Here is a 15,092-nt window from a genome sequence, read left to right as displayed (position 1 = left end):
ATCAAGTAAATGATTTTCTATAATTTTCAGGAGTGATCCCCTCTTGTTTCTTAAAAAAAGTTACAAAATAAGAAGTACTCTCAAAGCACAACTCGCTAGCTATTTCATTAATATTATAAGTGGTAAATTGCAGTAGTCTTTTAGCTTCAACAATAATACGTTGCCTAACAATTTGACCAGCAGTAACACCTCTATCTTGCTTACATAGTTTATTAAGGTAATTAGGAGTAACACAAAGTTTTTCAGCGTAAAATGAAGGTGTCTTAGCCTCTTTAAAATAAACTTCTACTAAATCTAAAAAAGCCAATACACGCTCGTTTGATATCCCCTTACCTTTCTCACAAAATAGATTAGTAATACTTTCATTATACTGCAATTCACACAATAAAATGTTTAAATAAGATCTAAGTACTTTATGTTTAGTTTGTCGAGTCGATTGATATTCAGCTTTCATAAAATCTAAAAGCAAATCAATTTTTTCTCTTGAACTACTATCTAAGACCTGCAGAGATGAGGCATTAAGTTGTAAAAAATCAAAATAATTTAATACATTATCATGATAGCGCTTAGAAAAAAAGCAATCTTCAAACGCTACAAGTGTTCCTTTAAAATTGCTTCCAAAGGACATTTTGACTATATCATTTTTCTTTATGACGTAAATACATCTTTCGTTATCAATAAATTCACAGGCATTAATTGTTACCGAATAATCTTTTTTATTTGCTATTAATAGCATATAAATATTTGAACGAAACTCGCTAGATAATACTGGATAATTATTATCGAAATTATCAATATCAGCAATGAAAAAAGAAGATTGATTATTAGTAAAATAATTGATTGAAAAGGATTTTATAATCTTAGATGACATAATAAACTTTTAATTAATACATTACATAAATAATTTTACCGCTGTACAATAAATACGCAGGTAAATAATATAAAAAGTATAATATTAATTAAACGAGGGGAGGTCGTAAGTTTATAGTAACAAACACAGCACTGATAGATTCTTTATAGATGTCACTAACCTTTTTTATATTTGATACTATTATTTTATGAAGTTCTATATGTAATACCGTATCAAAATACATTAATGAAAAAGCAATATCACATACTTTTTTAATTGCGTCTTTACCTTGTTCTTCCTTAACTGCTTGTGCTAATTGCTTCATTAAATAACATTGTCCGTTACAATGCATTTCAGGAATATCTTTATTTACACATAGCACAGTAGATATATACTCATAATTAACCGCATAGTCAATTAAGGGTACTACAGGTCTAAAAACCAATAAAGTCACTATGATAAATAAAAACTTCTTCACACTACAAATATACAACCAATAAAACATAAAAAAAGCGTTACTAAAAATAGTAACGCTTTCTATATTAATTATCCTAAATAAGTTTTTAAGATTTTACTTCTCGAAGTATGTTTTAATCTGCGAATAGCTTTTTCTTTAATTTGTCTAACTCTCTCACGTGTCAAGTCAAACGTCTCTCCAATTTCTTCAAGTGTCATTGGATGTTGATCGCCAAGACCAAAATATAAACGTACAACATCAGCCTCACGAGGTGTTAATGTTTCTAAAGCTCTTTCTATTTCAGTACGTAAAGATTCATGTATTAACTCTCTATCTGGGTTAGGTGACTCTCCAGAACGCAAAACATCATATAAATTAGAATCTTCACCTTCTACTAGAGGAGCATCCATTGATAAATGACGTCCTGAGTTTTTCATACTCTCTTTTACATCATTTACTGTCATATCAAGTTCTACAGCAATTTCTTCAGCTGAAGGTGGACGCTCATTAGATTGCTCTAACAAAGCATACATCTTATTAATTTTATTAATAGAACCGATTTTATTCAATGGTAAACGTACAATTCTTGATTGCTCAGCTAAAGCTGACAAAATAGACTGACGAATCCACCATACTGCATAAGAAATAAATTTAAAACCTCTTGTTTCATCAAAACGTTGAGCCGCTTTTATTAAACCTAGGTTTCCTTCATTAATTAAATCGGGAAGTGTCAATCCTTGATTTTGGTACTGCTTTGCTACAGAAACCACAAAACGTAAGTTTGCTTTAGTAAGTTTCTCCAAAGCTCTTTGATCACCTGCTTTAATTCGTTGAGCTAACTCAACTTCCTCATCAGCTGTAATCAAATCTACTTTACCAATTTCTTGCAAGTATTTATCCAATGATGCCGTCTCACGATTGGTAACCTGCTTGGTAATTTTAAGTTGTCTCATATTATTTCAATCCTTTTTTCTATTATATGTACTGTCACATTAGTTATACGTAGACTTCCGTCAAAAAGTTACAACAGTAACACTTTATTTATCTACTTTAACATATAATTACCAATTACCTCATTTATACCTTACAAATAGAGACACTATTCCTCATTACTAATGCTCTTAGTAATTATTGATACGACTTAATTCTTTTTCATCCATTTCTACCTCATCTAGATAACGTTCTAAACTATCATCTAATTCTTTCATCCATTCTGTGTGATGTTCCTCAGCAGTAACACCTGTCATAACGGATGTATAAACTTTATCACGATAGCTTAAGACATCTTCTTCCTTATCATTCATCCAACTTTTAAACATTAAAGCTACTTTGTCCAAATCAAAGCTTGGATAATCAGTCATCTCAATAAGTTCTCTAATGTATTCCGTTTGAAAATCTACATGCTCATAACCTGTTAGTGCTTTACTTTCTTCCTCCATCCATTTTGCTATATCGACATCCCTTTTTTCTTTAGAAGGCAAATCTATACGGCCTAACATATAATCTCTAGCAAACCAAGCTTGCGCATCAAACATATTAAACGTATAATATTGGTCTTGCATTCCCAAGTAGATTAAGCGCTCATTCTCATTAAATATTACTCCTTTATATAAATTGCCTGGATACAAACTATTTTTAGTTTTTAAACGTAAATTATCTGGTAAGAACGGAAACTTGTGTTGATAACCTGTGCACAATATTACAGCATCAAACTCTTTTGAGGTTCCATCTTTAAAAAAAGCTTTATTATCTTCAAAGTGTGTTACCAGTGGGCGTTCTTCTATCCCCTTAGGCCATTTTGCTCCAATAGGATTCGTACGATAAGCGATAGTTACAGATTTACTACCGTGTTTAAAACATTGAACACCGATATCTTCCGCAGAATAGCTACTTCCTATTAATAAAATATCCTGATTAGCAAATTGATCTGCCCCTCTGAAATCATGCGCATGCATTACTGTACCTGGAAAATTATCTATCCCTTTAAAATATGGCATATTTGGTGTAGAAAAATGTCCTGTACCAACCACTAGATAATCAAAAGTTTCTTCAAAAGTTTCATTGTTTACTAAATCATCAAAAACAACTCTGAATTGTTTTGTTTCCTCATTATAATCAACCCATCTAGCTACGGTATTAAATTTAATATAGTCACGTGCTTTACTTTGTTTAATACGTCCTTGTATATAATCAAATAATACTTCTCTAGGAGGATAGGATGATATAGGCGCTTTAAAATGATCCATAAAAGTATAATCTGCAAACTCTAAACATTCTTTAGGACCATTAGACCATAAATACTTATACATACTTCCGTGTAACGGTTCACCATATTTTCCTACTCCTGTACGCCAAGTATAATTCCACATTCCACCCCAATTATCTTGCTTCTCATAACATTTAATTTCTGGTATTTGATTACCTTTTTTTTGTTCCGACTCAAAAGCTCTTAACATAGCAAGCCCACTTGGACCAGCTCCAATAATTCCTACTTTAAAATTTGACATAAATACATAATAATTTTGTCCTCGTTTATTTTTACAAAAAACGAAGAAATTAATAAAATGGTTGTTACTGAATACTCAGCCGAGATAAAACAATAGCTATTGTTTTACAATGGACACCTATTATTAATAAGTGCTAAAAATGAAAAAAGTATAACGTCTTATACTTTTTATAAGGTTGGATTATTAAAAAAATCCAATATGAGATGGAGACGATTTAAGTAGCTTTATTAGCCATTAAATAACAAATAGAAAAAGTCTCCTTTTAGTAACGTAGCTAATATAGTAATTTTTAATTACTTATCAAAAAAAACAGTTCATTTTATCAATGACATTAACATATTAGTGCATCATAAAATAACATAATGCGACTTATATGTAGGGGTAAAAAATTAATATACTAATTGATATAAGCAAAACAGGCTACCTAAAATAGGTAGCCTGTTATATTAAAAATAATTTTTAATTACTTTTTATCTTGACTATTGTCAACTTTTGTTGATGTATCATCTTTTTTCTCTTGACGAGGTGGACGAGGCATTAAAGCCTTACGAGATACTTTTGGTTTTCTTGTTTTAGGATCAATACCTAAATATTTTACTTCTAAAACATCTCCCATTTTTAATACATCAGAAACATTTTCAATACGTTTCCAATCTAATTCTGATACGTGTAATAGAGTTTCTTTACCTGGTACAAACTCTACAACTGCACCAAAATCAAGCATCTTAACCACTTTAACTTTATAAACTTCTCCTTCTACAGGAACAAATATAGTGTTAGCAATTGAAGCAATAGCTTTATCCATACCTTCTTGGCTAGTACCTAATACTTCAATAATACCATGATCTCCTTCCTCATTGATAACAATTGTTGTTCCAGTTTCTGCTTGAAGCGCTTGAATATTTTTTCCTCCTGGTCCTATTACTGCACCAATAAAGTCTTTTGGAATCTCTATTGTAATAATTTTTGGAGCTTTAGGTTTTACTGTTGCATTTGGTTCAGCAATAGTATCTACTAAAATACCTAAGATATGCATACGTCCATCATGAGCTTGTTTTAAAGCTTGCTCCATAATATCGTAAGCTAAACCTTCAATTTTAATATCCATTTGACAAGCAGTGATACCTTTATCAGTTCCTGTTACTTTAAAGTCCATATCCCCTAAGTGATCTTCATCACCTAAGATATCAGACAATACTGCCCAACGACCAGTTTTTGCATCAGAAATAAGTCCCATTGCAATTCCCGACACAGGGCGTTTAATTTGAATACCTGCATCCATTAATGCTAAAGTACCTGCACAAACTGTTGCCATTGAAGATGAACCATTAGATTCTAATACTTCAGATACTAAACGAATTGTATAAGGACAATCATCTGGTAACATAGTTTTCAATGCACGTTGTGCTAAATTTCCATGTCCCACTTCTCTACGAGACACACCTCTTAAAGGTTTTGCCTCACCAGTTGAAAATGGAGGGAAATTATAGTGTAAGTAAAATTTTTCTTCTCCTTGTTCACTAGGAAGATCAATAACATTAGCTTCTCTAGATGTACCTAAAGTAACAGTTGCTAATGCTTGTGTTTCTCCTCTAGTAAAAATAGATGAACCATGTGTAGAAGGTAAATAATCAACTTCACACCAGATTGGTCTAATCTCAGTAGTCTTACGACCATCAAGACGAATACCTTTATCTAATATTAAATTACGTACAGCCTCTTTTTGAGTTTTATTAAAATATTTGCTAATTAAATCTGCTTTTTCTGCTATTTCCTCTTCTGAGAATAATGCTAATACTTCTTCTTTAACAGCAGCAAATTTTTCGCTTCTTTCATGTTTAGCACTAGCGTGAGACGCGATATCATATAATTTATCATAAGCAGCAGTATGGATAGCAGAAGCTATATTCTCATCCTCCTCTTCACCTTCATACTCACGATACTCTAAATTTAATGCAGCACGCATTTTTTCCTGAGCTTCGATTTGACCTTTAATTGCTTCATGAGCAAATTTAATAGCTTCAATCATTTCAGCCTCAGAAATTTCTTTCATTTCTCCTTCAACCATCGCAACAGAATCTTTAGAAGCTCCAATCATCATATCAATGTCAGATTCTTCTAATTGCGCTCTAGTAGGATTAATAACGAATTGTCCATTTACACGTCCAACTCTTACTTCAGAGATATAGTTATAAAAAGGGATATCCGATACTGCAAGTGCAGCTGAAGCAGCTAAACCAGCTAATGCATCAGGCATAACATTTTCATCATGAGACATTAATTGAATCATAACTTGTGTTTCTGCATGATAATCATCTGGGAAAAGTGGTCTTAAACAACGGTCTACAAGACGCATTGTTAAAACTTCTTGATCGCTTGGACGAGCCTCACGTTTAAAAAAGCCCCCTGGAAAACGTCCAGCAGCAGAAAATTTTTCTCTGTAATCTACAGTTAATGGTAGAAAATCAACACCAGGGTTCGCTGTACGAGCTGAAACTGCTGTTGCAAGCAACATACAATCTCCCATACGCACTACTACAGAACCATCTGCTTGTTTTGCTAATTTTCCAGTTTCGATTGAGATACTTCTTCCATCTCCTAAATCGATAGTTTCTTTGGTTACCTTAGGAATCATAATTAATTAATACTTTAGGGTTTCTGTCTCTCCGAAGAGAGACATTAATAATTGTGTGTTGTGTGTTGTTGTGTAGTTGTATGAAACCCAATGAAAAACCAGACTTTTTCTGCTAAAAGGCTAAAAAATAAAAAGAGGCGCACAAGGGCACCTCTTCTCTATTGATTATTTTCTAATATTCAATACTTTAATAATCTCACGATATCTATTAATTTCAGTTTTCTTTAAATAGTCAAGAAGTCTTCTTCTTTTACCTACTAAAAGAACTAAAGAACGCTCAGTGTTATAATCTTTACGATTTTTCTTTAAGTGCTCAGTTAAGTGAGATATTCTATAAGTGAACAATGCGATTTGCCCTTCTGCAGATCCAGTGTTAGTTGCTTCTCCTCCATGTGTAGAGAAGATTTCAGCTTTTTTCTCTTTTGTTAAATACATGCCAATATTATTTAATGATTTTTATGCAGAATCATAGTACTTCTATAATTCGATGCAAAGGTAATTTTATTTTTCAAATTCCATCTATTAAATGAATATTTTTTTTCTACTTCAAAGAACAATATACACTTCACGTTAAGCATAAAGCTTAGACACCTCAATATTCAATGCTTCTAAGAATAATTTATCCTCATTGGTAAAAGCATTCTTGGTATGAGAATCTATATCTATCTGACCTATATTTACACCATTAACAAATAATGGTACTACAATCTCTGATTTTACAGTTATACTACACGCTATGTAATTATCTTGTGCTAAAACATCATCTACAACAAAAGTTTCATTACTGACAGCAACCTGTCCACAAATTCCTTTTCCAAAAGGTATGACAGTGTGTTCTGTAGCTTCTCCCACATAAGGACCTAAGTGTAGCGTTCTCGTTTCTTCTTTTGCAAAATAAAACCCTACCCAATCATAATATACTATAGAGTCATACAATAACTCACAAACTTCCTTAAGTTTATCATCATTATCTAAATCACTACGACTCAAAATCAATTTTGCTCTCTTTAATATAGCATTATAATCGCTTTCCATATATAACTTTAATATTCTTTATGTACTAATGTACAAAAAATAGCTCCAACAATGAAGTGCTATTTTGCTTTTATTACTAATAGCAACTATTAAAAGTCAAATCCAGAATACATCTGTAAAACAAAAAACATAAAATATTACATGAATTAATTAATTCACTCTAAGCAAGAAAGCACGTATAGTAATATAATTCTCAAAAAAGTTTAATGAAATAAGCCAAATTCAAGCTACAAAGAAAAGAAAATAGGAACCATAGTTAGAAATAGAACTATTAACAATAATTGTAAAGCTATAGTAGTACGAGACAATGTATTTTGGGTAGTGATGCCGCAGTGATGCCGCTATGATCCCGCAGTGATGCCGCAAAAAGTACATATTATAGCGGCATCATTGTGGTATCAACTTGGAATGAATGTGCTATCAATATTAATTCTATTGTCTAAACTACCTTTAATTTTAAAACTAACGATGCTATTTTCAAAAACAGAAAAGAATCCAAAATAAAAAAGCACTAATGCATAACATTAGTGCTTTCCTCAAACAACAATATGTAATTTTGTAGCCAAACTCACAAACCACAAAATCAATTTTCCTTTTTATAGCAATTTTTTTACTCGTATAACTTTAATAAATATTTTATTAAATCAGTAGTTGTTAACATTCCTACTAATACACTGCCGTCTAATACTGGAAGTGCTCTAAAATCTTTATCGACTAATATTTCAGCAGCATCTTTAATATTATCATCTGCTTGGATAGTTATCACTTTTTTCACCATCACCTGTTCTAGTGAAAACATATTATATACCGTAGTATCAATTACTGTATCATTTTCATCTACTGTATCAGCTAAACTTATTTTCAATAAATCCGTATAACTTAATATTCCTACTAATGTATTCCCTGATACTATAGGTAAATGACGAATCTTATGTTTCTTAAACAATTCTTCTGCTTTTGTCAAAGAATCCGTAAGATTTAAAGTCACAATATTTGAAGTCATAATAGTCGAAACGGGTACTCTCTGCCTCATATCATAACCTTTATTATTATAGTACAAATGTAATTGTGCTTATTTACTTAAAATATGATTTTTATCAGTAATTACATATTTTTTACATTTTCACTTCACAAAAAACAGAATTAAACGATTACTTGATGATTATTAGCTCATTACCCTATCTTCAATAATAATATTTTTAGTTTTTATTAACAAGTAAAATTGATTTTACACCATCTATAAAGTAAAAAAGATAAATTCTAATGAAACTTATGATTTAATTATACGCAATAAGCGACTTCCTATGTATGAATAATAATAGTGAATAAAACAAAAAGGCTAATCAACTATAATTGTTAATTAGCCTTTTCTCGCGTCCGTGGGAGGTTTCGAACCCCCAACCCTCAGAGCCGAAATCTGATATTCTATCCAGTTGAACTACACGGACAACCTTATTTATTATTTAGATAAAAGTGACTTTACTACAGTAGAAATCGTCTTACCATCAGCCTTACCAGCCAATTCCTTAGATACAATTCCCATTACTTGCCCCATAGCTGCCATTCCTTTATATTCTCCTTCAGTAATAATTTTTGAAACTACCGCTTCTACTTCTTCAACAGAAAGTTGTGCAGGTAGAAAAGCCTCTATTATTTTAGCTTGAGCAACTTCAGGTTCTACTAAATCAGTTCTACCTTGCTCAGTATAAATAGCTGCACTATCTTTTCTTTGTTTAACTAATTTCTGAAGAATTTTTATTTCATCTTCTTCAGTAATTTCAGTTTGAACACCTGATTGAGTTTGGGCTAATAATAACTCAGACTTAATCGCTCTAAGTGCTTCTAACGCTACCGTATCTTTAGCTTTCATAGCATTTTTTATAGCTTCTGTAATCTTAGATTGTAAACTCATATCAAATTTTTTATTTGATGCAAATATATGAAAAAGCCTGAAAAAAGTGACTTTTTTCAGGCTTATAAATTTATAATAAAATCAAATAATTAATCTACATTATCATGTAAAAAAGAATTATTAGATCTTAATTTATTTTCATTACTACTATCAACTCCAAATGAAGTTCTTGATTTTTGTACTGAATCATCTACACTTTCCAAATTCACACCTGATCTTTTATAAGCAGGTTGAGCTTCTAAATCATCAATCTGAGCATTAGTTGCAGTACTACTATTAAATTTGTAGTTAAAATCTTTCATTTTTCTACGGCGTTCAGCTGATCTACTTCTTAAAGCAAATTCCTCAATACTCATTTCAACAGGATTCACTTCATCTGATTCATCAGTCTCTACATTTGATATAACTTCTTCTTCTATATTATTAGTTACTTCTTGACTTGATTTCACACTTACTCTAAACTCCTCTTCTATTTCTTCTTTATGTTTAGATGTAGGCTTAGCCGCTTTCAATTCCTCCTCTTTGTCACTATAATCTTCTAGAGTAAAATAGATAATTTCTTCTTTCTTATTATCATTGAAGTTTCCATTGGTATCTACAATAGTATTGTGCGTTTCCTCTTCTACATCGTAAGCAACTGTTTCTACCACACGTTGTGTAGCTTTTACAGTATCTTCAACACGTTTTGGAGCTACAATAACAAACTCTGGATCTACTACATTAATATCACGAATATCACGTACTTTATTTACAGGTTTATCAGATGATTCATTAGGAGTTTGAACTACTGTTTTTTTTAAATTTTCTTGCGGACTAACAATTTCAAAAAAAACATCCAAATCTTTTGCTTTTTCTAAATTAGCTTTAGGTTCTGCTACTGGCATATCTGCAGCAAAAGTTAGATTAGTTTGCCCTCCTTCATTAGATGAAAAATCATCTTCATTTTCCTCTTCGTCAAATGCTTCATCTTCTAAAGCAAAAACTTTACGTTCCTCAACAATAGGTGCTTGTGCCTGTTCTTCTTCATTTTTATGTAAAGGCTGATCTGGAGTAGAGTAAACAAATGAATTAGTAGTGCTATTTAAAGATAAATCTCTAACCACTTTTTGCTCTTCTTCAAGGGCGTGTATAATAACTTTTGGTTCACTTGTAGTAACAATTGTTTTTTGTTGCTCTATATTAAATCCAGTTGCAATAATTGTTACAGAAATAGCTTCACCTAATGTTTCATCCTCACCAACTCCCATAATAATATTAGCATTATGTCCAGCCTCAGTTTGAATGTGATCATTAATTTCACCTATTTCATCTATGGTAATTTCAGAAGTTCCTGATACAATTAATAACAATACGTTTTTAGCACCAGAAATCTTATTATCATTAAGCAATGGAGAATCTAATGCATCAACAATAGCATCTTTAGCTCTGCTTTCACCTGAAGCTGTAGCAGACCCCATAATAGCAGTACCGCTATCAGATAATACCGTTTTTGCATCTTTTAAGTCAATATTTTGTGTATAGTGATGTGTAATTACCTCTGCTATACCACGTGCTGCTGTAGATAAGACCTCATCTGCTTTGGAGAAACCAGCTTTGAATCCTAAATTACCGTAAACTTCACGTAATTTATTATTATTGATAACAACAAGAGAATCCACTTGTTTACGCAATCTTTCTACACCTTTTAAAGCTTGTTCTTGTCTAACCTTCCCTTCAAATTGAAAAGGAATAGTAACAATACCAACAGTAAGAATATCACGCTCTTTGGATAATTGTGCAATTACAGGAGCTGCTCCTGTACCTGTACCACCACCCATACCTGCAGTAATAAATACCATCTTAGTATTAACATCAAGCATCTTCTCAATATCTTCAATGCTTTCTAAGGCAGATTGTTGTCCAACTTCAGGGTTAGCCCCAGCTCCTAAACCTTCAGTTAAATTGACACCTAACTGTATTTTGTTTGGAACAGGACTGTTTTCTAATGCTTGTGAATCAGTATTACAAACAATAAAATCTACTCCTTTGATTCCTTGTTTAAACATGTGATTTATAGCATTACTACCTCCACCACCTACACCTATTACCTTTATAACGTTTGATTGGTTCTTTGGTAAATCAAACTTTATTCCTCCGAAATCTGTATTCTCCATATACGTATCGTTTTATTCTTGCTTTTCAATAAATTCCTTAATCTTTCTAACAAAATTCCCTAAGAAACTGCGTTCAAATCTGTCCACTGTTGTTGCAGATTTATCATTGTTTTCCTTAGTAGAAACCTCATGATCATATTGAAACTTTGTTTCAACTTGTTCAATTGGTTTCAGTTCCTCTTCTCTAGGTGCTTGATAAGCTTGTTGCTCTATTTTTTTCTCTTCTTCTTTTTCTTTTTTCTCTTGCTCTTTAATTTCGTCAAAAGAAATAGCACCTTTTATTTGATTGCGTTGACTTTCCATAACCAAACCAACAGCTGTAGCATATAAAGGACTAGAAATTTCTGGATTAGAATCCCCAGCCAAATGCTCGTTAGGATAGCCAATACGAGTATCAATTCCTGTAATATATTCTACTAACTGTTTTATATGTTTTAGTTCAGAGCCACCACCTGTTAAGACAATTCCAGCAATTAATTTCTTTTGCGGATTCTCATAACCATAGCTTTTTATTTCTGAAAATACTAATTGTATTATTTCATCTACTCTTGCGTGAATAATCTTAGATAAATTCTTAAGCGAAATTTCCTTTGGTTCTTTACCTCTCAATCCAGGTATTGAAACAATCTCATTATCTTTATTTTCACCTGGCCAAGCTGATCCAAATCTTAACTTTAATATTTCTGCTTGTCTTTCAATAATTGAACAGCCTTCTTTTATATCTTCTGTAATAACATTACCTCCAAACGGAACGACTGCTGTATGTCGAATTATACCATCCTTAAAAATGGCTAAATCAGTTGTTCCACCACCTATATCAATTAAAGCAACACCAGCTTCTTTTTCTTCTTGACTTAAAACTGCCTCTGCTGAAGCTAGAGGTTCTAGTGTAATACCAGATAATTCTAATCCAGCATCTTTAATACAACGACCAGCATTTTTGATTAATGCTGCCTGCCCTACTACAACATGAAATGTCGCTTCTAAACGACTTCCATACATTCCAATAGGCTCTTTTATACCAGGCTCACCATCAATCTTAAACTCTTGAGGTAATACGTGAATAATTTCTTCACCAGGAAGCATATTCAATTTTTGTACTTGATTGATTAATTGTTCAATATCCTTATCTCCTATTACTTCATCAGGATTTTGTCTACTAATGTAATCACTGTGTTGAATACTTCTTATATGCTGGCCAGCAATTCCAACAACCACTTTTCTAATCTTACATTCTGCCTCCGCCTCTGCTTCTGCAACGGCGTGTTGTATAGATTGAATCGTTTGCGTTATATTATTCACTACACCACGTTTAACTCCTAGACTCTTTGCTTTTCCAAGACCAAGAATCTCGAGTTTCCCATACTCATTCTTTTTTCCAACCATCGCAACAATCTTTGTTGTTCCGATATCTAAACCAACAGCTATATTTTCTTTTTCCATATTCAACTTACTATTTGGTACAAACCACTTGCTGGGTAAACTTTAGGTTTATTGTTTTATAATTATCAAAGTCAACTTTTTCTTTAAATCCGTATTGTACAAAAGCTTTATAATTCGCTAACTTTCTTTCCATTTCATCAAATGTTCCAAACAAAATGTCATACTTATTTGTACGACTAAACAACATTATTGTTTCATCTCCCTTAATAGTAACACCTGTTATATCTTTCTTCAAAAATTCATCATTATTCAAAACTTTGAGCATCTTCATTAATTCTCCTTCATTTGCTTTTGTAATAACTCCCGTTACTAATGGAACTCGCTCTGTATAATTACTTGAAAGAGGCATTTTTTTTACCATTATCATCTAAATAATAACTTTCATTATCTGTAATAACTCTTCCAATCGCCGTTTTCTGCCAAACATCAACTTTTAATTTACCATCCACAGTTACATAAACGTCTGCGTCTCTGACTAATTCATTTTTAAGTAGAGCATTTTCCAAATTATTCAAATCTAATATAGTTCTATTAATCACGGAAGTATTTGGAAAGTTTTTTTTTAACCAAATTGCGAACTTCCATTGGAGTAACAAAATGTCTATCCTCTCCTTTAAAAACTACGTCAACGTCATCTATACTTCTATTATCATTTCTTTTATTACTAAATGAATACAACAAAATAGCAATTGCACATACACACAATATGCGAACATCTATCCATTTAATTCTATTTAGTATTTTTTTCATTCTTTATGCTTTTAAACCTTCTTTTATTCCTTTAACCATTTCACCAATATCTCCTGCCCCAATTGTCATCACAACATCTGCTTTTGAATTCTTAATAAAATCAAGCAATTCATCTTTTGTTACCAATGTTTTGTTTTTCGATGTAATTAATTCAAGTAACTTAGTAGATGTTATACCTTCAATAGGCAATTCTCTTGCTGGATAAATATCTAATAATACAATATTGTCAAATGTTGATAATGCTTCGCCAAACTCTATCATAAAATCACGTGTACGAGAATATAAATGTGGCTGGAATATTGCTAAAATATTTTTATCACTATACATTTCATGTACTGCTTGGCTTACTGCTTTTATTTCTGTAGGATGATGTGCATAATCATCAATGTAAATCAATTCTTCATTTCTAATTTGATATGAAAATCTTCTTCTTACACCTTTAAAAGAAGCTAATCCCTCAACTAATTTCTCTTTATCTACACTATAGTCATATGCCATTGCAAATGCAACAAGTGCATTTGATAGATTATGATGTCCTGGTAAGCCAAATTTTACATCACGAATTATTTCAATAGGGGTTATTATATCAAATATGTACCACCCGTCTTTTATTACAATATTGTCTATACGATAAGAACAATCTTTATGAAAGCCAATTTTGATTCCTTCTATAGCAACATTTTCCGTCACAAATAGCTTGTTCTCTTCTTCCACCTTATTAGCAAAATCATTAAACGAAACTAGCATTTCCTCTGCCGTTCCAAAAATATCTAAATGATCAGCTTCTGTAGAAGTAATACATGCTACATTAGGATTCAACTTTAAAAAAGAACGGTCAAATTCATCTGCTTCTACTACTGTTACACTTGTTCCACTACCAATTAAATTGGTTTGATAGTTCTCAACCACTCCTCCGACGAATGCTGTAACATCTATTCCAGCTTGAAATAACAAATGTCCTAATATACTTGTAGTTGTTGTTTTACCATGAGTTCCAGCAACTGCAAAACAATAAGTATCTTTAGTAATAATACCTAAAACTTCAGCTCTTTTTTTGATTTGAAAAGAATGCTTTTTAAAATATCCCCATTCACTATGGTCACTAGGTATTGCTGGAGTAATAACAACAAGGGTATTACTCGCATTTAAATATTCACTATTTATAAGATCAACATTGTCTTCATAATGTATATTTATACCTGCTGTTTCTAATTCACGAGTTAACTGAGTTGGAGTCTTATCATATCCACCTACATTTTTTCCTAAAAACTTAAAATAACGAGCCAAGGCACTCATCCCAATACCTCCTATACCAATAAAATAAACGCTCTTTATTTCCTCAACTAACAT

15 protein-coding genes and 1 tRNA gene are annotated in these 15,092 nt (G+C 31.8%); all 16 read right to left on the bottom strand.

All coding sequences use genetic code 11. The features are described from left to right. Position 1 precedes the first annotated feature (1 nt). The 16 genes from RH98_RS00125 to murC all read right to left on the bottom strand — a co-directional run bounded on the left by RH98_RS00125 (position 2) and on the right by murC (position 15,092). Positions 2–871: a helix-turn-helix domain-containing protein gene (locus RH98_RS00125; protein ID WP_010249153.1), complete on the bottom strand. Its 870-nt coding sequence runs from the start codon at positions 869–871 to the stop codon at positions 2–4. An 88-nt stretch (positions 872–959) separates the two neighbouring features. Further along, a complete protein-coding gene (locus RH98_RS00120) occupies positions 960–1,328 on the bottom strand; it encodes a hypothetical protein (protein WP_193364332.1) in 369 nt (122 codons plus the stop codon). 68 nt (positions 1,329–1,396) lie between these two features. Further along, on the bottom strand, positions 1,397–2,260 hold the full coding sequence (locus RH98_RS00115) for a sigma-70 family RNA polymerase sigma factor (protein ID WP_002987652.1): 864 nt from the start codon (positions 2,258–2,260) through the stop codon (positions 1,397–1,399). Between the two features lie 168 nt (positions 2,261–2,428). Further along, positions 2,429–3,814, bottom strand: a complete 1,386-nt coding sequence (locus RH98_RS00110; protein WP_010249131.1) for a trimethylamine monooxygenase — start codon at positions 3,812–3,814, stop codon at positions 2,429–2,431. A gap of 463 nt (positions 3,815–4,277) precedes the next feature. After that, positions 4,278–6,449: a polyribonucleotide nucleotidyltransferase gene (locus tag RH98_RS00105; protein ID WP_010249129.1), complete on the bottom strand. Its 2,172-nt coding sequence runs from the start codon at positions 6,447–6,449 to the stop codon at positions 4,278–4,280. 165 nt (positions 6,450–6,614) lie between these two features. Beyond that, positions 6,615–6,884 (bottom strand): 30S ribosomal protein S15, encoded by a 270-nt coding sequence (gene rpsO / locus RH98_RS00100; RefSeq protein WP_010249127.1) that lies wholly within the window; start codon positions 6,882–6,884, stop codon positions 6,615–6,617. Positions 6,885–7,019: 135 nt separating this feature from the next. After that, positions 7,020–7,484 carry an XrtF-associated fRMsr-like GAF protein gene (locus tag RH98_RS00095; RefSeq protein ID WP_010249125.1) on the bottom strand — a complete coding sequence of 155 codons (465 nt, stop codon included), beginning with the start codon at positions 7,482–7,484 and terminating at the stop codon, positions 7,020–7,022. A gap of 610 nt (positions 7,485–8,094) precedes the next feature. Then, a complete protein-coding gene (locus tag RH98_RS00090; protein WP_026038636.1) occupies positions 8,095–8,517 on the bottom strand; it encodes a CBS domain-containing protein in 423 nt (140 codons plus the stop codon). 341 nt (positions 8,518–8,858) lie between these two features. After that, positions 8,859–8,932, bottom strand: a tRNA-Arg gene (locus RH98_RS00085). 11 nt (positions 8,933–8,943) lie between these two features. Next, complete coding sequence (locus RH98_RS00080) at positions 8,944–9,396, bottom strand: GatB/YqeY domain-containing protein (RefSeq protein WP_010249121.1); 453 nt, start codon at positions 9,394–9,396, stop codon at positions 8,944–8,946. 89 nt (positions 9,397–9,485) lie between these two features. Next, on the bottom strand, positions 9,486–11,549 hold the full coding sequence (gene ftsZ / locus RH98_RS00075) for a cell division protein FtsZ (protein WP_010249120.1): 2,064 nt from the start codon (positions 11,547–11,549) through the stop codon (positions 9,486–9,488). A gap of 12 nt (positions 11,550–11,561) precedes the next feature. After that, positions 11,562–12,992 carry a cell division protein FtsA gene (gene ftsA, locus RH98_RS00070; protein WP_010249117.1) on the bottom strand — a complete coding sequence of 477 codons (1,431 nt, stop codon included), beginning with the start codon at positions 12,990–12,992 and terminating at the stop codon, positions 11,562–11,564. A gap of 10 nt (positions 12,993–13,002) precedes the next feature. Then, positions 13,003–13,359: a hypothetical protein gene (locus RH98_RS15925; RefSeq protein WP_237717484.1), complete on the bottom strand. Its 357-nt coding sequence runs from the start codon at positions 13,357–13,359 to the stop codon at positions 13,003–13,005. Beyond that, a complete protein-coding gene (locus tag RH98_RS15920) occupies positions 13,325–13,507 on the bottom strand; it encodes a cell division protein FtsQ/DivIB (RefSeq protein ID WP_237717483.1) in 183 nt (60 codons plus the stop codon). Before RH98_RS15920 ends, RH98_RS15925 begins: the two co-directional genes overlap by 35 nt. A gap of 16 nt (positions 13,508–13,523) precedes the next feature. Next, positions 13,524–13,742 carry a hypothetical protein gene (locus RH98_RS15915; RefSeq protein ID WP_010249116.1) on the bottom strand — a complete coding sequence of 73 codons (219 nt, stop codon included), beginning with the start codon at positions 13,740–13,742 and terminating at the stop codon, positions 13,524–13,526. A 3-nt stretch (positions 13,743–13,745) separates the two neighbouring features. Continuing rightward, entirely contained in the window at positions 13,746–15,092 is a 1,347-nt protein-coding gene (gene murC / locus RH98_RS00060) for a UDP-N-acetylmuramate--L-alanine ligase (RefSeq protein WP_010249114.1), read from the bottom strand.

Origin of the sequence: Myroides injenensis M09-0166, from assembly GCF_000246945.1 — a bacterium.
In the GTDB taxonomy this organism is placed as follows: Bacteria; Bacteroidota; Bacteroidia; order Flavobacteriales; family Flavobacteriaceae; genus Flavobacterium; species Flavobacterium injenense.
This window is presented reverse-complemented; position numbering and strand designations above follow the sequence as displayed.

What these genes read in the sequence shown, in the direction of transcription:
- RH98_RS00125 (WP_010249153.1), bottom strand. Translation starts at nt 871, where the DNA reads ATGTCATCTAAGATTATAAAATCCTTTTCAATCAATTATTTTACTAAT.
- RH98_RS00115 (WP_002987652.1), bottom strand. Translation starts at nt 2,260, where the DNA reads ATGAGACAACTTAAAATTACCAAGCAGGTTACCAATCGTGAGACGGCA.
- RH98_RS00110 (WP_010249131.1), bottom strand. Translation starts at nt 3,814, where the DNA reads ATGTCAAATTTTAAAGTAGGAATTATTGGAGCTGGTCCAAGTGGGCTT.
- RH98_RS00105 (WP_010249129.1), bottom strand. Translation starts at nt 6,449, where the DNA reads ATGATTCCTAAGGTAACCAAAGAAACTATCGATTTAGGAGATGGAAGA.
- rpsO (WP_010249127.1), bottom strand. Translation starts at nt 6,884, where the DNA reads ATGTATTTAACAAAAGAGAAAAAAGCTGAAATCTTCTCTACACATGGA.
- RH98_RS00095 (WP_010249125.1), bottom strand. Translation starts at nt 7,484, where the DNA reads ATGGAAAGCGATTATAATGCTATATTAAAGAGAGCAAAATTGATTTTG.
- RH98_RS00090 (WP_026038636.1), bottom strand. Translation starts at nt 8,517, where the DNA reads ATGAGGCAGAGAGTACCCGTTTCGACTATTATGACTTCAAATATTGTG.
- RH98_RS00080 (WP_010249121.1), bottom strand. Translation starts at nt 9,396, where the DNA reads ATGAGTTTACAATCTAAGATTACAGAAGCTATAAAAAATGCTATGAAA.
- ftsZ (WP_010249120.1), bottom strand. Translation starts at nt 11,549, where the DNA reads ATGGAGAATACAGATTTCGGAGGAATAAAGTTTGATTTACCAAAGAAC.
- ftsA (WP_010249117.1), bottom strand. Translation starts at nt 12,992, where the DNA reads ATGGAAAAAGAAAATATAGCTGTTGGTTTAGATATCGGAACAACAAAG.
- RH98_RS15925 (WP_237717484.1), bottom strand. Translation starts at nt 13,359, where the DNA reads ATGATAATGGTAAAAAAAATGCCTCTTTCAAGTAATTATACAGAGCGA.
- RH98_RS15915 (WP_010249116.1), bottom strand. Translation starts at nt 13,742, where the DNA reads ATGAAAAAAATACTAAATAGAATTAAATGGATAGATGTTCGCATATTG.
- murC (WP_010249114.1), bottom strand. Translation starts at nt 15,092, where the DNA reads ATGTTAGTTGAGGAAATAAAGAGCGTTTATTTTATTGGTATAGGAGGT.